Source organism: Weissella uvarum (assembly GCF_016908785.1).
GTDB classification, from domain to species: domain Bacteria; phylum Bacillota; class Bacilli; order Lactobacillales; family Lactobacillaceae; genus Weissella; species Weissella uvarum.
Genome location: NZ_JAFBEO010000003.1, coordinates 112,552 through 135,729 on the forward strand (window position 1 = coordinate 112,552; position 23,178 = coordinate 135,729).

The following is a 23,178-nucleotide window of genomic DNA, read 5'->3' on the forward strand; positions in this document are numbered from 1 at the left end:
AATCTCCTTTAGTTTGTGTCCGTGCATATCTGTTTAACGGATTTTCTTACCCCAGAATTGATATAAATCAACCTTTAGGGCCCCATTGTATAGCTTACGCTTTTTGGTTGCTTTAGCGCCATAAGCTTCTTCAAAACCTTCGTCAGAAGTTAAAATATACTTTGACCAAGTTGGCATTTGGTTATAGATATGACCCATTTGTGCATACAATTGTCGTGCGGCATCTTCGTCACCTAAACGTTCACCATAAGGTGGGTTGGCGACAATGACACCATTGATTTTGTCTGTTGACCAATCTTTTGCGGCCAATTGTTTAAAGGTAATGTCTTCACCAACACCGGCTGCATCAGCATTGGCCTTAGCAATTTCAATCATGCTACCGTCAATATCGTAACCTTCGATATCTAATTCAACATCAAAGTCAATCATTTGACGGGCTTGAGCTTTCAAACTCTGACCAATTTTTTTGTCAAACCAATCCCATTGCGAAATATCAAATTCACGATTTAAGCCTGGTGCAATATTGCGACCAATCATGGCTGCTTCAATGGGGATAGTACCTGATCCAGTTGTTGGGTCAACAAATGGATTGTCGGTAAACCAGTGGGCTAATTGGACCAAGGCAGCTGCCATGGTTTCTTTCAAAGGCGCCCCACCTTTCTCAGTACGATAACCACGTTTAAAGAGTGAATCACCCGTGGTATCTAGTGTAACCATGGCATGATTTTTATCAATGGCGGTTTCTAAGACAAAGCGATTTCCGGTCTCAGGTAAGTGGCCATGAGCATGGTAATGGTCAGACAAACGTTCAACGATGGCTTTTTTGGTGATTGCTTGAATAGTTGGCACAGAATGTAAGATTGAATTTTTTGAACGACCATTGACGGGAAATTCTGCATCATAAGGAAGTAATTCTTCCCAAGGATATTTTTTAACACCCTCAAATAGTTGATCAAATGTGCGAGCAGAGAAATCAGTCACGACGATTTTAATGCGATCCGCAGTTCGTAACCAAAGATTAGTACGATAAATATCTTCCATTGTGCCATTAAAAAAGACACGACCATTCTCTGTCTGGGTGGCATAGCCCATTTCCTTGAGCTCTTTAGCAACAAGTGCTTCTAATCCAGCGCCAACTGTGGCCATTAATTTAAAATTTTGCATGTCTGCAGTACTCCATTTATCTAAGAATCTATTTAAGATTGTGTTGAATTTGTCAAAAAGAAAAGCCGACGCCACTAGGACGCCGGCTTTGCCAGATGTATTGGCTGTAAGCCATGTTTTGTTCCACACAAAGGATGGCACTCTTTATGTGGTGGTAATCATCTATCTCAGATATTGCTATCTCCCCGACCATCGCTTCAATTTGCTAGGTCAAGCGCCCCTACCAAAGTTTGGGTTGCCCGCTCGTGGGGTTTACCGCGTTCCATTCAACTTATTTCTAAGTTGATTCGTCACTGTGGCACTTTCACAACTATTTAACCATAGATAATCCGTAGGTTTTTCGTTGGCCGTCAACTCTTTAAGAGCTGCCTAGCCTTATTTTTTCAGCTAGCACGAACACTACTGACATCGCAGTCAGTGCGAGCATGGACTTTCCTCATACGGCATAAGCCATACGCAATTACCCACCAATACATCAGTAATTAGATATTATACACTTATTTTGAGTTTTGAGTAGACCCTTGTTGTGAGAAATTGGCAACGATTGTTTCTTGACCAACTTCTGTAGGAGTTACGCGTGTTTCAGCTGGCTTAACACTTGGTTCGGCCGGATTAACGGTACCGTTATCTCCTGAAACAGTCCCAAACACACGGCGTTCCAAATTAGACAAACGCTTCAAAATATCCATATTAGTGTTGGTGTTTGTTGCAGCACTTGCTGGTGCTGGATTTGAAGGGTTGCTTGCTGAAATAGCTTGAGCAGCATTTACTTGCTTAGTTAATTCAGCAACTTGCGCCTTAAGCTTTTCGTTTTGGCTTTGTAATTCATCAATATTGTTTTGGAAAATTTGGTAATCTCCCATAATTTCATCAAGATAGGCATCAACATCAGTCTTATCATAACCAGAACCGATACGAGTATTCTTGAAATCTTTGTTTAAAATATCTTCACGAGTGTGTTGAACATTTTCCATGTTTAGGAACTCCTTTTATCTCTTACTACATGTCATTAATTTTAGCAGTTTTAATGCCTAATTACAAAAGAAAAGCGCTTTTTATTAAAAATTAGTCATTTAATTGTTCCGCATATTCATCAGCATAATCTTGTAGACGATCGAAATCGATCATTCTTTCTATATAATCAGGATGCTGTTGTTGATAGTGCTGGATGGCTTGATGCGCATAATGTGTCTTTGCCTGTTCAGCGATGGAATCAAAATAGATGAGAGCTTGATCAGTATGATTGAGCATAAATTGTTGGTAATTCATCATTTGACGTGGATTTTGATAATCTGCCTTTGAAACGCTACCGGCAAAATCAACTTGCTGCATGCGTTGGTGTAGTTCATCTTGGCGTTCTTGTTTCCAATTTGAACCAAAATGGGCATAGGGTGTCATCAAGGCAACTTTTAGATTAGGGTATTCAGCTTGAAGGGTTAAGGTTGTTTCAATGGCCCATTGCTCAATCCCAGACTGACCACCGGTTAATACCCAAAATTCATCATCAATATCTGAAAGTAGTTGCTTAGCTTGCCGATTTAAGGCATATTTGATGACGCGTACTTTTGGATCCTTTTGGCTAAAAATCCCAAGGTCATATTGTGTAAAGCCAGTTATCCAAACCCGTTCCAACTTGAAATTCCTCCTATTTATAGTATTGTATTTTTAAAATTATACCGAAATTTGAAAAAAATAAGCTTAAAATGCTTTATTAAAAAATATTTTTGCTATAATTGTATAGATACAACTGGAATTGAGGTATATTTAGTGGCGATTAATTATCCAAATGGTCAAAAATATCAAAATCCAAAACATGATGTTATTTCACGGAAATCTTTCTCAGCTGCTAAGCGTGGCATGACGTTAGAAGATGAACTGAATCAGGCTAATAGTTATTATTTAGCGACGAACCGTGCGGTGATTCATAAGAAGCCTACCCCTGTACAAATTGTGCATGTGGACTATCCCGCACGATCGGTAGCTAAAATTACAGAAGCTTATTTTAGGGAAGCTTCAACGACTGATTATAATGGTGTTTATCAAGGCAATTACATTGATTTTGACGCTAAAGAAACGGCAAACAAAAATTCATTTCCTTTAAGTAATGTCCATGAACACCAAGTTAATCATTTAAAACAGGTCGTGCAACAGGATGGCTTAGCGTTTATGATTATCCGTTTCACAAAGCGGCAGGAAACCTTTGTGATATGGGCGCAATTATTATTCGATTATTGGGATAATCAAGAGCACGCTAGAAAGTCAATTCCATATGATGTCATCGCTGAGCAGGGACAACATGTTAATTTGGGCTTAAACCCTGCCCTACCATATTTAGATGCAATTGATCAGTTGCGTAAGCAACGTTAAATTGAAGGAGTAGTTAAAATGAGTGATGAACCATCACGAAAGAATCGAAGCGATTCTAATCAAAATAGTCGTGCAGGTAAAAATAGCAATCAAACGCATCATTACCTACGTAACGGCCTTATTACCGTAGCCGTGGTTGGTGTCTTAGGCGTGGCTGCCGGAGCTGGGTTATTTACCTATTATGCTTCAAGCGCACCTAAGATTACTGATACTGCTTTACGGGGAACTTCACAGACACAGTTACTTGATTCTAAAGGTAAGGTATTCTACACCACTGGTAACCAAACACGAGAAGTTGCTAAAGAGTCAGAATTACCTAAATCATTGAAGCAAGCGGTTGTTTCAATTGAAGATAAGCGTTTTTATAAGCACCATGGTGTGGATCCACGACGAATTCTTGGTGCGACATTAGCCAACTTCACAGGCTCATCGTTGGGTCTCCAAGGTGGATCAACGTTAACGCAGCAATTGGTTAAGTTAACTGTCTTTTCAACTTCTAGTGCTGATCAAACTTTAAAGCGTAAAGCGCAAGAAGCTTATCTGGCAGTTAATTTGGAAAAGAAATATTCTAAAGATCAAATCCTTACCTTCTATATGAATAAAGTTTATATGGGAAATGGCGTTTATGGTATGAAGACGGCGGCTGATTACTACTTTGGTAAGCCAATGGACAAGTTGACGACCCCAGAAGTTGCCTTGCTAGCTGGATTACCACAGTCACCATCTGGTTATGATCCATACACCAACCCTAAGGGCGCCAAGCAACGGCGTGACACAGTCTTAACGGCGATGCAACAAAATGGCGTTATCTCAGAAGCCGAGATGAAGAAGGATCAAGCAACGCCAATTACTAAGGGCTTGCAACTTGATCATCCTGATACGGATAAGACAGCGCAAAATGCTAAGATTTCAGATGCCTATATTTCATCAACCTTGCAAGAATTGCAACGTTTGGGTTATGACCCTTCTCGAGATGGCTTACGTGTTCACACTAATATGAACTACGATGTTCAAAAGAAAGCATACGAAATTGCGAATGGCGATAGTGATGTGCAGTGGCCAAGCGACGACCTACAATGGGCTTCAACTGTTACTGATCCGAATAATGGTAAAGTTATTGCTCAGATTGGTGGACGTAAGAATGATTCAACGTTTGGATTAAATCGTGCAACGCAAACCTCACGTTCTTCTGGTTCAACAGCTAAGCCATTGGTTGATTATGGGCCTGCAGTTGAAAAGCTTAATTGGCCAACTTATCGTGCTTTGGATGATTCGGCTTACACATACCCTGGTACAAATACTAAGGTATATGACTTTGATCACAAGTTCGAAGGTCCAATGACCATGCGTTATGCACTTGCTCAATCACGAAATATTCCTGCGATTAAGACATTTGAATCGGTTGGAGCTAAGCGTTCATCTGATTTCTTGCAAAAGTTAGGCATTGATATTAAGCCAAACAAGATGGTTGCAAGTAATGCCATTGGTATTGATGTTTCGACCGAACAAGAAGCTGCTGCTTATGCTGCCTTCGATAATGGTGGTACTTATTACAAGCCTTACTATGTTTCAAGTATTTCTGAACAAAATGGTGACGTAAAGGATATCAAGCCTAATGGTAGCCGAGCAATGAAGAAGTCAACCGCCTTCATGCTAACAAGTATGATGAAGTCAGTTGTTTCTGATTCATACGCTAATATCGTTAAGACTGATGCTTATGAACAAGCTGGTAAAACTGGTACGACTGGTTACTCTGATGATGTTGATGTGCCAGATGGTGCAGCTTCTGATACGTGGTTTACTGGTTATACCAAGAGTGCTGCCATTTCAAGTTGGACTGGTTATGACGAGCCAAACACACCAGGCCATTACTTAGCTAAGGGTGATGAACAAATGCTTGCCCTACGTGCTTATAAGTCTTTGATGGATTATGTCATGACTTCTGGTGCAATTAAGGCTGACGGTTCTGATTGGAATGTGCCATCAAGTGTTAAGACTGTTGAAAAGTATGGTAAGGAAGAATATGAAGTTCGAGGGGCTCACTTTAGTGATCCTGGGCTAGACAAGCTTCGTTCTGAAGATAGTTCTTCTAAATCAGATGATGATTCTGATTCATCTGCAAACAGTTCAACGATTATGAATAGTCATACTGCCCAAATTCTACAGAGTTCAAGCAGTCAATCTGATGACAATAATCAAGCAACAAATGGACAAAATAACAATCAAACTGGTAATACTCAGAATAATAATGTTACTGCCAACAGTAGCAGCAAGCCTGAGGTAACAAGTAGTAAAGAAACTGAAAGCTCAGTTTCCCCTACTACTGGTGGAAATGAGAACGATGCTTCAAGTTCAGCCGCAGGTGAATAAATAAAAAAAGACCTAGCAGATAGATAATCTGCTAGGTCTTTTTTTATAGCTTTGACCAATCAACTTGGTTAATATCGACATCAGTAACGACATGTTCTACTGGTGTTTCAGGATGTGATTGCTTATATTGTTGTCGATTTTTCCGTTCATTGTAAACATCATTAAGTGAATGATAATTCTTTTTTTGCCAAGTAACTAAGATTGTTTCGATATATCTTAGGTTTAAGGCATTATTTACAACAGCTTCTTGTAAAGCGGCTTTAATAAAGTCTGGACGGAAATGATCAATATCGAACCAATCTCGTACGGTCTGTAATTCCATACTACTTAGAGGCCGGCCGAATTCTTGTTCAATCATATTATAAATGTCGGTGCGCGTTGGTTGATCATTTTGTGCGTTGGTTGTCGCCATGACTTCCCCGTGACTTTTGACACGCTGGCTTGCTGTTGATTGCGTGTATTCTCCTTGCTTCGTCATAATCTGATTGTAGAGTGGTGAAAAATCAATAGAAGTCGTCATACGCCCCTGTGCATCGCGTTGTGAATTTAGATCAATAAAATTTTTAGAACGTAATTGTTCAATTAAATTATTAATGGTTTCAGTTGACCAACCTAAATTGTGAGACATTTGTTGTAGGTCAATATCAGGTAAATGCTCGGCTTGGTTTTTTAATTGAATGTAAACTAATAATTCATCGTTTGTCATACCAAGGTCTTGATAATGATTTAGCAGATAGTTACTGATGGATACGTCACCCATCGCAAAGAAATTCTTTTGAAAATATGCGTCAGCCAAGGGCTCCTCCTCTATGAATTAAGCTTTAAAAAAACAGATGCAATCACATCTGTTTTTTTAGTACATTTAAATGTTTTAAGGCTTTAGACGGTTCATCGTACGTGGGAATGGAATGGCTTCACGAATGTGTTCTTCACCTGTCACCCATGTGACCATACGTTCCAAACCAAGACCGAAACCAGAATGAGGCACAGAACCGTACTTACGAAGATCTAGGTACCATTGATAATCATCCACATTAAGACCCATTTCCTTAATGCGTGACTCTAAGTAATCGTAATCAGTATCACGTTCTGATCCACCGATGATTTCACCATAACCTTCAGGTGCTAACAAATCGGCTGAGATGACAATATCATCACGTTCATCATCGCGCTTCATATAGAAAGCCTTGATGGCCTTAGGGAAGTTGGTAATAAATACAGGCTTATTGAAGTGGTTTGCTAAGAAAGTTTCTTCAGGTGAACCAAAGTCAACACCCCATTCAACATCGAAATCGTTGTCTTGTAGCAACTTAATGGCATCATCATATGACATACGTGGATATGGTAGTTGCGTGTAACTCTTCAACAACTCTTTGTCTCGACCTAACAAGCCAAGCTCGTAATCATTGCGATCAAGAACGGCTTGAATCAAGTAAGCAATATAACGTTCTTGGACCTCAAGTGATTCATCTTGGTGCATCCAAGCCATTTCGGGTTCAATCATCCAGAATTCAGTTAGATGACGCCGGGTTTTTGATTTTTCAGCACGGAAAGTTGGTCCAAAGGTGAAGACCTTACCGAAGGCCATTGCACCTGCTTCGGCATATAACTGCCCTGTTTGTGATAGATAAGCATCTGTATCAAAGTATTCAGTGTGGAATAGCTCAGTTGTACCTTCAGGAGCTGAACTAGTTAACAATGGTGAGTCAATCTTAATGAAGCCTTCTTTGTTGAAGAATTCATACGTTGCTGCAATCAAAGTGTTTCGAATACGAAGAACTGCAAATGGCTGAATGTGGCGAAGATATAAATGACGGTGGTCCATCAAGAAATCGGTACCATGTTCTTTTGGTGTAATTGGGTAGCCTTCTGATTCACCAACAACCGTAACATCTTCAACATCCATTTCGTATCCAAAGGGTGAACGGTCATCTTGGCGGATAGTACCCACCAAATACATACTTGTTTCTTGAGTTAAGGCTTTAATTTTAGCAAAAGTTTCTTCCCCAACTTCTTCCTTTGAAGCCACACCTTGGAAAAAGGCTGTACCATCACGAAGTTGTAAAAATTGCATTTTGTTTGAGCCACGCTTATTACGTAACCATGCTCCCAAACGAACCTTCTCACCAACAAAATGTGGGGCGTCTTCAATACGAATCGTTTCCATAAAATTAACTCCTTAATATTTATATTTATTTTACAAGTTTAAAATCGAGCGCAAAACCTTACCATCACTAAAGCGATATGTAACGTAATTCATATTATTTTGCTTATCGATAAACGTTACATCCCAAGCCGGAATATTATGATAAGTGGCAAGACCTAATGAGGTAATTTTTTTAACCTGATAGTTTTGCTTAACGCTTTGTCGAATATCTTTGGCACTAAGACCATGATTTAATTTAACGGTCGTTAGCTTTTTTGAACCTTTACGTTGGATAACCCCAACAGGTTGGTTATCCTGGTTACGACCAGTTAAAGCATAATACGTATGTTGATTTGAGACATGATAAAAATGATCAACATAACGAATTTGCTTAGCTTGTTTAGCCGAATGGGTTAAATTTGAGCGCGCCTGTGACATTGGGTGATTGACTGCCGCGAAATAACCGACTACCAAGATAAGAATGATTACTATAACACCAATAATTGTGTAGCGGCGGCGGCGCTGTTGGCGCCGGCGACGTTGAGGTGCCAAACGCATCTCCATAATGAGCCCCTCCTCTAACATCATACCTCAGGGTATGATTCAACTAATATATACTTTATCAAAAAAAGGCCGGACTTAAAAGCTTTATTCCGCCTTTTTTAAGGGTTTTCTGTCGAGTCATCTGTTGCCCGATGCTGGAAAAATTCCTTGAGCTCAGGACCAATTTCTTGACTCGTTAATGACTTCTTTGGCATTGAGTCAGGCAACATATTTTGAATGGTTTTACCGTATGTTTTATCGAGTAAGCGCACATCTAACATGACCACAGCTCCATAATCAGCTGGGGTTCGAATTAAGCGCCCTACTCCTTGACGCATTCGTAGCACTGCCTTGGGCAAGGTGCTTTGATAGAACGGCTGACGCCCATGGGCTTGCAAAAAAGCTTCCTCAGCTTTTTGCGGGATTGAATCAGGTTGGTCGAACGGTAAGCGGGTCATAATGACAAGCCGCAATTGTTCAGCAGGCAAATCGATGCCTTCCCAGAAACTATTGGCGCCGAGTGCGACAATTCCCTGTTCGTTTTGCATCCGTTTCAAAATTCGTCCACGAGTTCCAGTCACACCTTGTGCTAAAAGCGTGAGTTTGTTTTTGCTACCAGCGTTTAGATTTTGCATTTGGTAATAAACTTGTTGCAAAGTTTCATGGGAATTAAACAAAATCAGCGTATTTTCACTAACATCATTTAAAATATCTGTTAATTCATGGGCTAAATATTGGACATAACCTGAATCGTTCGGGCTAACTGCATCTTTAGCCATAATAAATTCACTTTGGGTCTCATAGTCAAAGACATCTGGAAAAGTGTGCACTTCGGCAGTTGTGCGATCAATATTTAGGCGATCGTAGAAATAGCTTGATTTGTTTGAGGTAAATAATGTGGCACCAATAAACGTTGCTGGCACAAAGTAAGGATACACCCGTTGCTTAAAGTAATCGACAGTATGCAATAATCCACCGCTAAGCCGCAGATGTTGCCCTTCTTGATCAGCGGTTTGTGAGAGCCAAAATACGCTGGCATCAGGAAAATCTACTAAATCTTGTTGGAACTGATTAATTTTTTTGGCTGAATCGCTAATGAGGTTGAGATGCCGTCTTAAATCAGCCAGAGCTTGACGTTCTTCAATTGAAAAGACGTGTTTTAATTGACTAAATTCGTTTAAAAAGTCATTCAGAGCTTGTTCTAAGTCGTGAACCGCACCCTCAATCTTATCGACGCGCCCCCCTTGTTCAACCCAAAATTGAGCTAAATCAGGCAAATCAATGGGAAATTCATGAATACCGCTGGCGAGAACTTCCTTTTTATTAAGCAAGAAGCGCCGGAATAATTTTGTTTCTAGTTGCGGGATTTCACTGGCAAGTTGTTGTAGCCGTTCAGTGAAACGTGTCTTGATTTTACGACCACCAGGAATACGCGCCAAAATGTCTTGAATGTTGGCAGCATCAGTTCGTGTAAAGAGGTTTTGCGTTTCTTCTACATCATTGAGCCAACGTTTGAAATTTAATTGACGGCGACTTTGTTGAATAACTGCTTCTGGCAAATGTTGCGGTTCATCAATGACCAAATATGGCGCATCTTCTTTAACGCCCAACGTATGAGCGTATGAGGCCAAATAGGCATGATTCACAACCAAGAATTGTGACTCCTTGGCTAAAATGTCCTGGCGGTCACTAAATTCATGCCCGTAAAAGGCTGAGCCACTCGGATTATTGGCTGGTTGTGATAATTTCTCCATAAATTGTGTCTGAGGGTTAATGAGATTAAGTTCGTCAAAATCACCCGTCAGCGTTTCAGTCAACCACACCAAAATCTGGGCTTTAATAAATTGCAAAGCCACTGATCCTTCATCAACTGTCAGTGCGCGCTTAAAGCTTTGCAGATTTAGATAATGTGATTTTCCTTTTAAGCTAACCGCACGTACTTCAAATGGAAGAACGGCATTGAGTTGTTCATTAATCACTTCAACGACCTGGTGCTGTAAAGTGATGGTTGGTACCGAGATGACAACTTGCTTTTGATTGGCATTCGCCAAATAAGCGTATGGCAAAGTATAACCTAACGTTTTTCCCATGCCGGTTGGTGCTTCAATGACTAACGTATTTTCGCCCTCAGCATTTGGCTTTAAAGTCTCTTCGTAATGGCGAGCGACAAGGTTCATTAATTTTGCTTGTGGCTTACGATAGCTTAACTTGTCACCATAAAGCTTTTCTTTCTGAGCAGCCTTCTTTGGATATTGTGCGTGAGAATCTTGAACAAGCGGTGCTGGATCTGAGAAACGGCGGATGGCTAAGCCATCAATGATTTCTAGATAGTCTGGCAAAGGTTGTGGATGCCGGCGATTAGCTGCTAGTGCGTCTGCAAAAACTGATTTAGTTTGTTGTGGCAACACGAGTGGCAAATCATTTAATGCTTGTAGTGTGACCATTGGTAAAGATTCAGCTCGATTTAAAATTGCAATCAATAGTTCAGCAGTCGTTGCAGCATCACTATCCGCTTGATGTGGATGCGTATGTAAAATGCCTAAATATTGGGCAATATCAATCAGACGGAATCCAGGTGCAGTCGGCCACAATATTTGGCTTAGCGTTACTGTATCTAAGGCTTCAACATCAAGTGGTTGATAGCCGAGCCGTGTGAATTCATTGTTTAGGAATGGTAAATCAAAATTCACATTATGGGCGACAAAAGTTGTCCCTTGCAACATATTATAGATAGTTGGCGCCATTTCTTCAAAATATGGGGCCCCTTTTACCATCTTATTGGTAATACCAGTTAACTGTGTCACATGTCTGGGGATTGGTTTGTCAGGATTAACCATTGTTGAAAATTGATTAATGATGGTTTTGTTTTGTACAAAGGCAATTGCGATTTGAATGATGCGCCCATCTTCTTGTGAAGTTTGGGTTGTTTCTAAATCAACAACGGCATAGATATCTTTTTTTGGCATTGTTCACCACGCCCTTACCTATTTTCTGAGCCTAATTCTGTATTTCTTAAGGTATGTTTATTTTAATAGATTAGACTAATGTTTACGTAAATGTAGCCCTATCAATGAGGCAACATTGAATACACATGCTATTGTACCAGTGATGGAGCGCCCTTGTCGATGTTCAATAGCCGATAAATCCTGTTTTTTCGGGATTAGCTCCGTTTTTTCGGGATTTATTTTTTTGTACATCACGCGCATGTGATATAGCATATTAGGTTAAATTTTGTTAGACTTTATTAGTGTGTAATTTAACGTGAAAACGCTATGAATAGATACATAAACATATATATAATTTGTTAGATTGGTGGTTTAAACATGAAAAGTGAAAGTATGGGAAAAAGTCACGCCAAGGTCATTTTAATTGGTGATCATTCGGTCGTGTACGGGCAACCAGCAATCGCAATTCCCCTCCCCGATTTGGCGATGACAGCAACTTTGAAAGAACGGCAAGCAGGACAAGTTGTTTTGACGCCAAATTATCAAGGTCCGATGGAAGCCATGGGTGAAGTATATGAAGGTGTGCGACAATTAATCACGCACTTACTAACATATTTTGATGCCGTTGAAATGCCGTTTACTTTAGAGATTGAATCAAAAATACCACAAGAACGTGGTATGGGGTCTTCAGCTGCTTCGGCAATTGCCATTATTCGTGCTTTTTTTGATTTTTTTGAAACACCACTTTCAGATCAAGATTTACAAAAGTGGGCTAATATTGAAGAAGCTGTGACGCATGGGTCACCTTCTGGTTTGGATGCGGCAACTTCAGCTAGTGATGTACCGGTTTGGTTCATTAAAAATGAGACAATCGAAACGCTGCAAATGAATTTAGAAGGTTATTTGATTATTGCAGATACCGGTATTCGCGGTCAGACTGGTTTAGCGGTTTCAGTTGTTCGACAACAGATGGAAACCAAACCCAAAGAGACACAAAATCATATCGAGGCCTTAGGTGCCATTGCTTATCAAATGCGCAATGGTTTATCTCATGATGATTTACATGAAATTGGTCAAGCAATGACAGATGCGCATACGCATCTTAAAGCTCTGGGGGTATCACATCCTAGTCTTGATCGTTTGGTTGAAGCAGCAATTGCTGCCGGGGCGATTGGTGCTAAGTTAACTGGTGGCGGTGTTGGCGGTGCTATGTTGGCGCTCACCGAAACTAAAGCCCAAGCCCAAGCAGTGATTAAAGCCTTACAACAGGCTGGTGCTCAAGAAACTTGGTCACAACATTATCATAAGAAATAGGAAGACTTATGCGAGAATATACAGCGCGTGCTCATACGAATATCGCCCTGCTAAAATATTGGGGAAAAGCTGATACGGATTTTATTATCCCAACCACAACTTCGATTTCGTTAACACTAGATGAATTTTATACTGACACTTCAGTGAAGTTTGATGATGACTTGGTCCAAGATCAAGTCTTTTTAAATGATGCTCCACTTGCTGGTAAAAGTTATGACAAAATCGTACGTTTTCTAGATATCGTACGACAAGAAGCCCAATTAAGTACGCATGCCCTTGTTAAATCAACTAACCATGTGCCAACGGCCGCAGGACTGGCTTCGTCAGCTTCAGCCTTTGCAGCCTTAGCGGGATCAGCAAGTAAAGCGGCTGGGTTAAACCTAACCCCAAGTGAGTTAAGTCGCCTAGCCCGACGCGGTTCAGGATCGGCATCACGTTCAATTTTTGGTGGTTTTGTTGAATGGCAGCGTGGCGATAGTGACGAAAGTTCATATGCAAAAGTTTTACAAGCTGACGTTGATTGGGATATTCAACTGTTGACGGTTATCATTAACGATCAACCTAAAAAAATTGATTCACGTGGTGGCATGCAACATACCCAAGCAACCTCGCCCTTCTATGCACAATGGGTTGAAAATACGAATGCGGCCGTGAGTGACATGGAAGCGGCAATTGCGCAGCATGATTTTGAAAAATTAGGGTCATTAGCTGAGAGCAACGCTTTACAAATGCATGCAACAAATACTACAGCTAACCCACCGTTTAATTATTTAACTGACCAATCATGGACGGTGATTCAATTAGCTGCCACTTTACGGCAAAAAGGTATTGAAGTGTACGCTACAATGGATGCGGGTCCAAATGTTAAATTAATTTCAAAGCAACAAGATACACAAGCGATAACAGAAGCCCTGGCCGCTAGTTTACCTAATGTCCAAACGGTAGCTGCCACACCTGGTCCGGGGATTCAGATTGTCAAAGGAGCAAAGCTATGAAGACTGTCGCAAAAGCACCTGGCAAATTATTTTTAGCCGGTGAATATGCAGTTACGATTCCAGGACATGCAAGTATTATTTTTGCAATTGACCGGTTTATGACGGTTACGGTATCGGATATTGATGAGCCGGTGCTCGATTTAAATAGTGATAAATTGGGCGGTTTAATGGTTAAACTGGATGATTTAGATCACTTATCAGCTCAGGGTGAATGGCAGTTAGTGATTGAAACCCTTAAATGGGTGAAGCGTCGCTTACAAGCTGATAATTTGACACTGAATGGCTTACAAATATCTTTTAAAAGTGATTTAGACATTGATGGTAAAAAGATTGGTTTAGGATCGTCGGCGGCTTTGGTCGTTGCCCTAGTAAATGCTTTAGTGAAGCATTACCATTTACCAGAGAACCCAATGCATATATTCAAATTGGCGGCAATTATCATGACCAGTCTTCCCGATTTTAAACGTGGTTCGATGGGTGACGTAGCGGCTGCCAGTTTTGGTGGCATCATTTTTTACGAGCGCTTTGATAATCTTTGGTTGGAGAAGCATCTTTTGCAACCTGATTTTAATTTGATGGTCTTATTAGAATTACCTTGGCCTAAATTAGTCGTACGACCAATCGTTTTCCCAGAAAATTGGCAATTACTGGTTGGTTGGACGGGTGAACCAGCTGATACACAAAAACAGCTATCAGTTAATCAAAGAACAGCTATTATTTATAAAGAGCGCTTAGGGAATAAAACTACCCCTTTGATTAAATTATTAGAACAAAATATTAAAGCAGCAGACTATATTGGTTTTCGAACAAATCTACATTTAAACCAAGTTGCCCTAGTTAAGTTCGCTGATGTGATGCACCTAAAGTATATGACACCAAAGTTACGAGCTCTGCTAACTGTTGCACATCATCATGGCATTGCTGCTAAAATTTCGGGCGCTGGAAATGGTGATAATGGTTTAGCAGTCATCCGTAATGAAGCAGAACGTGTTATGATGGCTTCAAAATGGGAAGCTTTAAAAATTACACCATTAGATGTGCATATCGCAAAAAGCCGACTGGAAGGTATTGATTAATGGAATCAGTTCATGGACAAAGAAAGAATGAACATTTAGCTTTGGCAGAGCTAAATTATAAGAAGAATCCCCCGGTTTCTTCACTGGATGCAGTTCGCATAATTCATCGGCCTTTGCCTGAAACGAGCCAAGCCGATGTTAATTTAAAAGTTGATAATGCAGATTTTCCTTGGGACTACCCCTTTTATATTGAAGCAATGACTGGTGGTAGTGCAAAAACAAGTGAAATTAACACTAGTTTAGCTGCTGCTGCTAAAGCAACTGGCGTAGCGATGGCAGTTGGATCACAGAGTATCGCGATGAAAGAACCAGCCCAAGTTGCTGGCTTTGAAGCGGTACGTGCTGCTAATCCAAATGGTTTTATGATGGCCAATATCGGTGCTGGACATACTGTTGAGCATGCGCAACGCGCAATCGAAATGCTACAAGCAAATGCCCTTGAGATTCATATTAATGCTGCACAAGAAACAGTTATGCCTGAAGGGGATACAACTTTTTATTGGAAAGACAATATTGCCAAAATTAAGGCAGCCGTTGATGTGCCTGTTATCGTTAAAGAAGTTGGTTTCGGCATGGACGCCCAGTCAATCGCTGAACTAGCCGATTTAGGTATCGAGTACGTTAACATCGGTGGCCGTTCAGGAACAAATTTTGCTGAAATTGAGGACCGGCGCAATCGAGAAAATCCTTATCAATATGATTTCTTATATGATTGGGGTCAAACGACAGCTGAGTCACTTTTGGAAGCACAGCTGGCACCCCACCACCCCACAATTATGGCAACTGGTGGGATTCAATCACCGTTAGATATTTTGAAGGCACAAGTACTAGGCGCAGAAACGGTTGGTGTAGCTGGGCATTTCTTGCACACTTTACTGAAAGACGGTGAAGCAGGTTTAATCGCTGAAATTACACTTTGGCAACGCCAATTACGTGAGTTATACGCCTTAGTTGGTGCTAAGAATGGATCTGATTTAGTGCATGTTCCCTATGTATTATCTGCTGATTTACAAAATTATTTGACGCAACGACGCTAAGCATGCTTTACAGAAGAGTAAACTTTTTAATAAGGAATGTTTAACTTTGCTTGCTTAATCTAAACGATTTATAAATATTGTTGTTTTTTTCTGGGGTAACCATTATTTTCAGGCTACGTGCGCTATGATGAGGTTATGAGAAATGCAGTGACTGAAAGTATTCGTCAACAGACGGATGAACAAATCATTGATGCAACCCTAACTTTGTTGCAAAGCCAATCTTATGACCAACTGGCGGTGACTGAAATAACCCGCGAGGCAGGCGTGTCACGGATGGCTTTTTATCGCCATTTTGGTACAAAGGAAGCCGTCATCGATGCCATCGTTAAGCAATTAACGAATGAATTTAGTGTTGAAACTGACCAAATTGAGTTGAATGCTCAAGCAATCGCCCGCGCCTTTTTCGGTTTTATTCAATCAAACGGTATGATTATTGCTGTCTTGTTGAATGCAGGCTTACGTGAACAGTTCTATCCTCCCCTTCGTGACATTTTGCAATCACTTTATGTGCAATTATTTACGCAAGAGATGTCAGAGCAAGGACATAGTGTGCAATCAATTGATTATCTAGCTGACTTTACCGCATCAGGTATGCTGGCATTGGCGATTCGTTGGATCGCAACTGGCATGCATGAGTCGATTGACGAAATGGCCGATATTGCTGAAAAAATGACAGAAGCTAATGTATAAAATAAAAAAGGTAACTTGATTCAAATCAAGTTACCTTTTTTTATAGATTTTCAAGCCATTGTTTAACATCAGCAGGGTTTAAGCGTTCGCCATTCCCAATGTGATCAATCATTTTACCGTTTTCGATTTGTACAAAAGCAGGGATACCACGTAGCCCCAAAGCATTAGCAATGTCGATATTATCATCGCGGTCAGCATCAATCCAAGTGTAGCCATTCGATTCTGCCAATGATCGCAAATCTTTTACAAATGGCTTAATCGCTTTACAGTCACCACACCAATCGGCTTGTAAAAATAACATTACCTTGTCGTTGTTGGCAATGGTTGAACGAATCTCTTCGTCAGTATGCGCTGTTGGTTCATAAAATTCCATGAAAAAACCTCCCGTTTCAAACTACCTTTAGTATACACTCTTACAAAATATAAGTAAAAGAAAAGAGACGATTAAATCTTAAATCGTCTCTTTTTTTATTGTTTATCACCTTGATGCTTCTTCTGATTGCGTAAACGATTTTCTTCACGAATTTGAGCTTCAGTTTTCTTAACTGGCTTCTTGCCAGTTGCTTCTTGTTGTTGCTCAGCCTCAAGTTCTTCTTGTGCGTTTTGCATTGCCTTAGCAAAAGCACTTTGTGGTTCAGCACTTGATTCTAAAGTACCAGCAAGGGCATCATCGACGACATCCTTAACTTCAAAGGTGTCAGCGACGTGCCGGCGAATCCGAGGACGCCACATCGTAATAATCAACTGTTGAAGAATCATCACAATGGCACCAACACTGAAGTAAAGTGCGATTCCACCGTTGGTAAACCAAGTGGTGAAAAGCATCATCAAAGGCATGATAAACATCATTGAACGCATTGATTTCTTTTGATCTTCAGGCATACCAATCATTGATAGATATGATTGTAAGAAGTAAACAAACGCTGTGAAAATGGCAAGTAATGGACTTTTATCGGATAGTGAAATCCCATAGAAGCTAGCCTGCGCTAATTCAGGTGAATGTTGAATGGCTTGGTAAAGTCCAGTGAAGATTGGCATCTGGATAATCATCACTGAGAAGTTAACGCCGCCAAGCATTGAGACCCCGTTTTCACGATAAATGGCCATCATAGCTTGAGAAGCTCGCATTTGTTCTTCTTGAGTTGTTGCATTCTTTTGTGCTTCTTGGACTTTATTAAGTTGTGGTTGAAGCAAAATCATTTTTTCTTGTTGCACGGTTGCTGCATGCTGTTGTTGAACCATAAATGGCATCAAGAGTAAACGAACCATCAATGTCAAAACGATAATTGACCAACCAACTGCGTTTGGGCCACCAATCACATTACCGGCCCACTCCATAAATTGTGTTAAGGGACCTTGTAAAATACCAATGTTTCCGGTGACTAATAATCCAATCAAGATGATGAATAGTATTGGTGTTAAACTTTTTAGTTTCATTTTTTGAAATTTTACCTCATTTGATTTTATTGTAACTAATATATTATAGCATAGCTTCACACAAGTGATGTTACAGCTCAATAAAAAAACACCAGATTACTTGGTAATCTCGTGTTTAGTTTTGTTTATAATTTACCGTGTTTGCGTTCACCGTGCTCATAAAGGACCCAAGCGATGAAACCAAACAAAATTGGGCCGATAATTGTCCAAAAAGCATTGGCATAATCATGAGACATAAACAATGGCACAACGGTCATAACCATTGAAATGATAATTAAGCATTCAACAATCGCTGTAACAATCCAAGTAACCGTCATTGACTTATAAAAGACAATTGGATGCTCAACGTTGTTAAGTTTTTTGAAGATTGGAAATGCTACAATTAAGAAGACATATGGAAGTGTTGAAGAAACATTTCCCATGTTGGTAAGGATCAAATAAAGTTGGTTGGCATCACTGCCACCAAAGGCAATCCCAAAAATAAATAGGACAACTAAACCAGCTTGAATCCAAACGGCAACACTTGGCACCCCTGCTTTATTCAAACGTACGACAGACTTTGGCCAAACCTCTTTAGGAGATCCTAAGATGAATGACTTTAATGGTGAATAAGTCAACACGAAGAATGAGCCTAAGTAAGCCATGAACATTGAAAGGCCAGCAAAACGTGCAAACCATGCTCCAATCGTTAAGGCGGTCGCTTGAGTAAAGCCAAGTGATGTTCCCAAGGCAACACCTAAGTTGTTCATCAACACGTAAGTAATGTTACCCAAGTTAACATGCTTCATACTAGCTAGGTGACCCCAATTTGATGTGACACCCCAAAGCAAAATTGATAATGCATAGCCGAATGTAATCACCATGGTGGCAATCATAACACCACGGGGATATGTCTTTTCAGGCTTTTCAATGTCATCCATCATGCCCCCCATTTGCTCCATACCGGCGTATGCAAATACAGCATACAAGGCAAATGAAATCAATTGGAATGGTGTCTGGAAGGCAGGATTTTCAGGGATAATAAATGACTTACCAGTAACGGGTTCAGCAAATTGACCATGATTGGCAATTAAAACAATTACTGAAACAATCAAAAGTAGAACATTTAAAGCCATGACGAACATTCCGCCAACTGATGAAATTTTAGAAATCGACTCCATACCACGTGTGACAAAGAATGCTACAACAAGCACAAAGATAATCGCTAAAAGTCCAATGGTTTGTGGACTAGTCAAGCCGAATAGATGCCAAGATTGCGTCGTATCATGACCAAAAAACATGGTTGACAAAGGGATCCAAACTTTCTGAGCAACTGAAATCATCCAGACAACCCAAGAAGCTAAAGCAATAAAAGTCGCAATAAAGGCTGTTTTCTTACCTAATGCGCCTTCCATCCAGGTGTAAATACCACCTTTTGAATCCTTATACGAGGCACCGAATTCGGCGTACATCATTGAAGTTGGTAGGAAAAAGAGTAAGGCTCCTAATACATACCAAATAATTGAGGCATACCCCATTTGGAAAAAAGCAACGGGTCCGTTACCAAAACCAAATATTGATGAAAAAATCATGAGAACTAACGCGGCGAGGCCGATTTTCTTTTTATTCATTTCTTACTCCAATCAGAAACCTTTCATGAATATATATACAGAGTAGCATACCCTTTTTTGTATACCGAAACAATTAAAAAGAGAACAAACTCATCTAGTTGTAATGATATTATTAATAACTCATATCTTTTTAAGAATTGAATTTACTCATGATTGAACCAATGTCCTTTAACATTAAGGTTTGTGTACCATCTGGGTTATTGACGAACTCCACTTTTGATTTATCTTGATAGATATCAATTGGAATTGTAATTTCAATGCCTGAATCCAATTTGAACCTTTGCACTTGGTATTTCTTTTCATATTTCTCAGCATTTGGTATCTCAATTGATTCGCCCAAATCTTTCTCTTTTGAAACTTCTTGATAAGCATTTTGTGCTGAAATATTACCAGCAAATACGGCATCACCAATGTCAGAAACTTTGATTTCGCCATCATTATCTTGGATATTTTTAAAAATAGCAGTTTGGGCAGATGAAAGCGCCTCATGCTCAGGAACATCAAATTTGTCGGCCACTTGCTTCACCGTGTTTTTAATCGTTTTTAGATTATCTTTGGCTGAAGTTTCAGGGGAAATTTCAAGGAAATCTTGTGAGAAATAAAATGTTCGATGGCCATCAATTAAATATTGTTTTTCAACCAATTGATAAGCTCCAGTCATGAGGTTAATCAAGATGCCTTCCTGCGCTGATTGCGTTGGATCTGGCAAGATAGACTTATTTAAGACTAACTTATTGACGAGGGCATCACCTTCATAATCAACTGTGTGCGTATAATGTGGCGCTAAGTTTAATTTGAGCATGGTAAAGAAGTCATCGGTGCCAGATGAATATTCAACACATAGCAAATCTCCGGCAGGCACCTGTTCACTTGGTGCAATAATACTAAATAACTTATCTGCTAAAGTCGTCGTTTTCTCAACAAATGAGTCGGGGTTCTCATCACTGATGACACCGGCAATGTAGTCATTATCAGTTAGCTGCCCTGGTTTATAATCCGTATTTTCAAATTTTTGGATAATTCCTTCTAAATATTCGTGAATTTGAATATTAGAAATATCCATTTCGTTTTGAGAAGCAATTAAATTACCAGCATCTTTATCTAAGATATGTAAAATGGCATGTTTAATAATCATGTGTGTGTCATCCTTTTTAAAAATTTAATCCATCAATTTAAAAACGCTAGCAAGCGTTTCAACCACTTTGCTAACGTTTTTAGTGTAACATTTATGCTTTAGTTTCTGATTGAATTGGTAAAGTAAAACGGAAAACAGAACCTTCACCGACGGCCGATTCAAGCGTAATTTCACCGCCATAGCCTTCAATCACTTTTTGAGCGATACTTAAACCAAGCCCATTACCACCTTGTTTTCGTGAACGTGCTTTATCAACACGATAGAAACGATCAAAGATGTGCTTAGCGTCTTCAGAACTAATTCCTTCACCGAAGTCTTGAATGGCCACTTCCAAATTTGAACCTGATTTTGAGGCTGCAAAGTGAATCTCTTTGCGATCTTGACTATATTTAACAGCATTGTCAGTTAATATAATCAAGATTTGCTCAAAATGATCACGATTCATATTTAGCCAAGTTGGCCCCTTTAAACCATCGTCTAGTAAGAAAGTAAAGTCTGGATAAATTAACTTGTAGTTATTGTAGACCGCATTGATAACTTCCTTAGCATCAGTTTGGCCATCTTTAAAGGTCAATTCGATTTGATCAGCACGGGTCAAATCTAACATTTCTTGAACCAAGCCTTGCATCCGCTTCATTTCAGTCAGCGAAGCTTGAATTGATTCGTCTAAGATTTTAGGATCATCTTTACCCCAACGATCAAGTAATTCCATATGGCCTTTAACAATCGCTACGGGAGTTCTTAATTCATGCGAAACATCTTCCACAAAACGTTGCTGTTGCGTAATGAAACCTTGCATTTTATCCAACATTTCATTAAAAACAGCAGCTAATTCAGACAGTTCGTCTGGATGCTTAGTTCTAAGCGAAACACGCTCAGGCGAACTAGGATCTTTTTGAATCCGATCAGCAACTTTGGTCATGTCTTTAATTGGTTGTAGTAGATATCCTGATAACCAGTATACCCACAATCCTAGGAACATTAAGCCTAGAACAATTGATACAACAATAATGGCATAAACTTGTTTGAATGTTTTGTGATAAGTAATGAGATGATTTTCAACAACTAAGTAACCAACCCGCTCACCCTTTTGATTCGTGATGGGCTGGCGACCTAACATTTGTTTGCGACCATTAATTTTTTCAACAGTCACAGTTGGTTTCTTAACTCGCTTCAAACTAATTTGTGACTGCTCACTGGGATAAATTTGCTTTCCCTGCTCATTATAGATCACCATATCGTAATCTGATCGGGCAATTTCATGCACAACTGGGTCTTTAACCATTGAACTGAAATCGTCTTGATCGGGCTGCAAAATTTTATCGATGTCTTTTGTGGTAAGCTGTTGTAAAGATTGTTGCTCCAAACGCTTTGCCACGGTAAACATGGAACGACGTGTATTAACTTCCTCGTTATTTAACATCCGATTTGAAAAGGCAGATGTTAAAAACCAAGCAAACATACAAAAGACAAAGAATACCCCCACCAGGGTTCCCAAAGTCCACTTCCACTTTAATGAAATTCGCTTAGTGGCTGTAGAATTTTCTGTGGTTTCATCCTTCTCCATTAAGCTGCCTCCTCAAACACCTATTGGCGCATGACATACCCAGTTCCGCGAACGGTTTGAATATATGATGCACGTGAATCTGGTTGGTCAATCTTATTACGAAGATAACGGATGTACACATCAACGACATTGGTCTCGATATCAGTATCGTAACCCCAAACCTTCATTAACAATTCATCACGTGATTGGACGACATTAATGTTTTCCATCAAAATCAATAGCAATTCGTATTCACGCTTCGTCAAATTAATAATTTCATTACCACGACGGGCAATCCGGTTTTCTTTTTCGACCGTTAAATCACGGTAACGAACGATACTTTGATGTGAGCTGTGTTCTTCAGTTTCAATATTAATCCGACGCAACAATGAACGCACACGGGCAAGCAGCTCTTCAATCGCAAAAGGCTTTACAACATAGTCATCAGCCCCATAGTCAAGCCCTGAAACACGATCAATTACTGAATCACGGGCAGTCATCATAATGATAGGTGTGTTCTTAGCTTCACGCAAACGACGCGCAACTTCTAATCCACTTAATTCTGGTAACATTAAATCTAATAGAATCAAGTCATAATCATTATTAATTGCTTCATCAAGGCCATCACGACCATTATCTGCTACATGTGTTTGATACCCTTCGTGTTGCAATTCAAGATCAACAAAACGGGCCAAATTTTCTTCGTCTTCTACGATGAGGATGTTATTGCTCATTTTTAATACCTAACTTTCTTTATATAAATCTAATAGAAATTAACATGTCATAAACAGGTTAACTTTAAC

Annotated in this window: 20 protein-coding genes and 1 other RNA gene; 7 read left to right on the top strand and 14 right to left on the bottom strand. The window is 39.8% G+C overall.

Annotation, left to right across the window (positions count from 1 at the left end):
* Positions 1-33: 33 nt before the first annotated feature.
* The 4 genes from JOC36_RS04930 to JOC36_RS04945 form a co-directional block, all read right to left on the bottom strand.
* Positions 34-1,164 carry a THUMP domain-containing class I SAM-dependent RNA methyltransferase gene (locus JOC36_RS04930; protein WP_205145402.1) on the bottom strand — a complete coding sequence of 377 codons (1,131 nt, stop codon included), beginning with the start codon at positions 1,162-1,164 and terminating at the stop codon, positions 34-36.
* Between the two features lie 102 nt (positions 1,165-1,266).
* Positions 1,267-1,636: RNase P RNA component class B (rnpB, locus tag JOC36_RS04935), an RNA gene on the bottom strand.
* 25 nt (positions 1,637-1,661) lie between these two features.
* Entirely contained in the window at positions 1,662-2,138 is a 477-nt protein-coding gene (gene gpsB / locus JOC36_RS04940) for a cell division regulator GpsB (protein WP_205145403.1), read from the bottom strand.
* 91 nt (positions 2,139-2,229) lie between these two features.
* Positions 2,230-2,796 (bottom strand): SLOG family protein, encoded by a 567-nt coding sequence (locus JOC36_RS04945; protein ID WP_205145404.1) that lies wholly within the window; start codon positions 2,794-2,796, stop codon positions 2,230-2,232.
* A gap of 135 nt (positions 2,797-2,931) precedes the next feature.
* On the opposite strand from JOC36_RS04945, the gene recU reads away from it, so the two are divergent.
* Positions 2,932-3,531 (top strand): Holliday junction resolvase RecU, encoded by a 600-nt coding sequence (gene recU / locus JOC36_RS04950; RefSeq protein ID WP_205145405.1) that lies wholly within the window; start codon positions 2,932-2,934, stop codon positions 3,529-3,531.
* A gap of 18 nt (positions 3,532-3,549) precedes the next feature.
* Positions 3,550-5,901, top strand: a complete 2,352-nt coding sequence (locus JOC36_RS04955; RefSeq protein ID WP_205145406.1) for a PBP1A family penicillin-binding protein — start codon at positions 3,550-3,552, stop codon at positions 5,899-5,901.
* A gap of 43 nt (positions 5,902-5,944) precedes the next feature.
* Here the strand turns inward: JOC36_RS04955 and JOC36_RS04960 are convergent, their stop codons facing one another.
* The 4 genes from JOC36_RS04960 to JOC36_RS04975 all read right to left on the bottom strand — a co-directional run bounded on the left by JOC36_RS04960 (position 5,945) and on the right by JOC36_RS04975 (position 11,556).
* Positions 5,945-6,697: a DnaD domain protein gene (locus JOC36_RS04960; protein ID WP_239517543.1), complete on the bottom strand. Its 753-nt coding sequence runs from the start codon at positions 6,695-6,697 to the stop codon at positions 5,945-5,947.
* Positions 6,698-6,772: 75 nt separating this feature from the next.
* A complete protein-coding gene (asnS, locus tag JOC36_RS04965; protein ID WP_205145407.1) occupies positions 6,773-8,068 on the bottom strand; it encodes an asparagine--tRNA ligase in 1,296 nt (431 codons plus the stop codon).
* Positions 8,069-8,098: 30 nt separating this feature from the next.
* Positions 8,099-8,611 carry a cell wall elongation regulator TseB-like domain-containing protein gene (locus tag JOC36_RS04970; protein WP_205145408.1) on the bottom strand — a complete coding sequence of 171 codons (513 nt, stop codon included), beginning with the start codon at positions 8,609-8,611 and terminating at the stop codon, positions 8,099-8,101.
* Between the two features lie 98 nt (positions 8,612-8,709).
* Complete coding sequence (locus JOC36_RS04975) at positions 8,710-11,556, bottom strand: helicase C-terminal domain-containing protein (protein WP_205145409.1); 2,847 nt, start codon at positions 11,554-11,556, stop codon at positions 8,710-8,712.
* Between the two features lie 357 nt (positions 11,557-11,913).
* Between JOC36_RS04975 and mvk the strand changes: the two genes are divergently transcribed.
* The 5 genes from mvk to JOC36_RS05000 all read left to right on the top strand — a co-directional run bounded on the left by mvk (position 11,914) and on the right by JOC36_RS05000 (position 16,647).
* A complete protein-coding gene (gene mvk / locus JOC36_RS04980) occupies positions 11,914-12,849 on the top strand; it encodes a mevalonate kinase (protein ID WP_205145410.1) in 936 nt (311 codons plus the stop codon).
* Between the two features lie 8 nt (positions 12,850-12,857).
* On the top strand, positions 12,858-13,844 hold the full coding sequence (gene mvaD / locus JOC36_RS04985; RefSeq protein ID WP_205145411.1) for a diphosphomevalonate decarboxylase: 987 nt from the start codon (positions 12,858-12,860) through the stop codon (positions 13,842-13,844).
* On the top strand, positions 13,841-14,920 hold the full coding sequence (locus JOC36_RS04990) for a phosphomevalonate kinase (protein WP_205145412.1): 1,080 nt from the start codon (positions 13,841-13,843) through the stop codon (positions 14,918-14,920). The genes mvaD and JOC36_RS04990 overlap by 4 nt, the downstream gene beginning before the upstream one ends.
* On the top strand, positions 14,920-15,957 hold the full coding sequence (gene fni / locus JOC36_RS04995) for a type 2 isopentenyl-diphosphate Delta-isomerase (RefSeq protein WP_205145413.1): 1,038 nt from the start codon (positions 14,920-14,922) through the stop codon (positions 15,955-15,957). The genes JOC36_RS04990 and fni overlap by 1 nt, the downstream gene beginning before the upstream one ends.
* Positions 15,958-16,104: 147 nt before the next feature.
* Positions 16,105-16,647 (top strand): TetR/AcrR family transcriptional regulator C-terminal domain-containing protein, encoded by a 543-nt coding sequence (locus JOC36_RS05000; RefSeq protein ID WP_250780481.1) that lies wholly within the window; start codon positions 16,105-16,107, stop codon positions 16,645-16,647.
* A 40-nt stretch (positions 16,648-16,687) separates the two neighbouring features.
* On the opposite strand, the gene JOC36_RS05005 is transcribed toward JOC36_RS05000, so the two are convergent.
* From JOC36_RS05005 to JOC36_RS05030, 6 genes are all read right to left on the bottom strand, one after another.
* On the bottom strand, positions 16,688-17,020 hold the full coding sequence (locus tag JOC36_RS05005) for a thioredoxin family protein (RefSeq protein WP_205145415.1): 333 nt from the start codon (positions 17,018-17,020) through the stop codon (positions 16,688-16,690).
* A 95-nt stretch (positions 17,021-17,115) separates the two neighbouring features.
* Entirely contained in the window at positions 17,116-18,084 is a 969-nt protein-coding gene (gene yidC, locus JOC36_RS05010) for a membrane protein insertase YidC (protein ID WP_205145416.1), read from the bottom strand.
* Between the two features lie 125 nt (positions 18,085-18,209).
* Positions 18,210-19,694: a glutamate/gamma-aminobutyrate family transporter YjeM gene (gene yjeM / locus JOC36_RS05015; protein WP_205145417.1), complete on the bottom strand. Its 1,485-nt coding sequence runs from the start codon at positions 19,692-19,694 to the stop codon at positions 18,210-18,212.
* 130 nt (positions 19,695-19,824) lie between these two features.
* Entirely contained in the window at positions 19,825-20,829 is a 1,005-nt protein-coding gene (locus tag JOC36_RS05020) for a nucleoid-associated protein (RefSeq protein WP_205145418.1), read from the bottom strand.
* Positions 20,830-20,920: 91 nt separating this feature from the next.
* Positions 20,921-22,396, bottom strand: a complete 1,476-nt coding sequence (locus JOC36_RS05025; RefSeq protein ID WP_205145419.1) for a HAMP domain-containing sensor histidine kinase — start codon at positions 22,394-22,396, stop codon at positions 20,921-20,923.
* A gap of 20 nt (positions 22,397-22,416) precedes the next feature.
* Positions 22,417-23,109: a response regulator transcription factor gene (locus JOC36_RS05030; RefSeq protein ID WP_205145420.1), complete on the bottom strand. Its 693-nt coding sequence runs from the start codon at positions 23,107-23,109 to the stop codon at positions 22,417-22,419.
* Positions 23,110-23,178: the final 69 nt, after the last annotated feature.

Coding starts and splice junctions, on each gene's coding strand:
- JOC36_RS04930 (WP_205145402.1), bottom strand. CDS start 1,164: ATGCAAAATTTTAAATTAATGGCCACAGTTGGCGCTGGATTAGAAGCA.
- gpsB (WP_205145403.1), bottom strand. CDS start 2,138: ATGGAAAATGTTCAACACACTCGTGAAGATATTTTAAACAAAGATTTC.
- JOC36_RS04955 (WP_205145406.1), top strand. CDS start 3,550: ATGAGTGATGAACCATCACGAAAGAATCGAAGCGATTCTAATCAAAAT.
- asnS (WP_205145407.1), bottom strand. CDS start 8,068: ATGGAAACGATTCGTATTGAAGACGCCCCACATTTTGTTGGTGAGAAG.
- JOC36_RS04970 (WP_205145408.1), bottom strand. CDS start 8,611: ATGGAGATGCGTTTGGCACCTCAACGTCGCCGGCGCCAACAGCGCCGC.
- JOC36_RS04975 (WP_205145409.1), bottom strand. CDS start 11,556: ATGCCAAAAAAAGATATCTATGCCGTTGTTGATTTAGAAACAACCCAA.
- mvk (WP_205145410.1), top strand. CDS start 11,914: ATGAAAAGTGAAAGTATGGGAAAAAGTCACGCCAAGGTCATTTTAATT.
- mvaD (WP_205145411.1), top strand. CDS start 12,858: ATGCGAGAATATACAGCGCGTGCTCATACGAATATCGCCCTGCTAAAA.
- JOC36_RS04990 (WP_205145412.1), top strand. CDS start 13,841: ATGAAGACTGTCGCAAAAGCACCTGGCAAATTATTTTTAGCCGGTGAA.
- fni (WP_205145413.1), top strand. CDS start 14,920: ATGGAATCAGTTCATGGACAAAGAAAGAATGAACATTTAGCTTTGGCA.
- JOC36_RS05005 (WP_205145415.1), bottom strand. CDS start 17,020: ATGGAATTTTATGAACCAACAGCGCATACTGACGAAGAGATTCGTTCA.
- yidC (WP_205145416.1), bottom strand. CDS start 18,084: ATGAAACTAAAAAGTTTAACACCAATACTATTCATCATCTTGATTGGA.
- yjeM (WP_205145417.1), bottom strand. CDS start 19,694: ATGAATAAAAAGAAAATCGGCCTCGCCGCGTTAGTTCTCATGATTTTT.
- JOC36_RS05020 (WP_205145418.1), bottom strand. CDS start 20,829: ATGATTATTAAACATGCCATTTTACATATCTTAGATAAAGATGCTGGT.
- JOC36_RS05025 (WP_205145419.1), bottom strand. CDS start 22,396: ATGGAGAAGGATGAAACCACAGAAAATTCTACAGCCACTAAGCGAATT.
- JOC36_RS05030 (WP_205145420.1), bottom strand. CDS start 23,109: ATGAGCAATAACATCCTCATCGTAGAAGACGAAGAAAATTTGGCCCGT.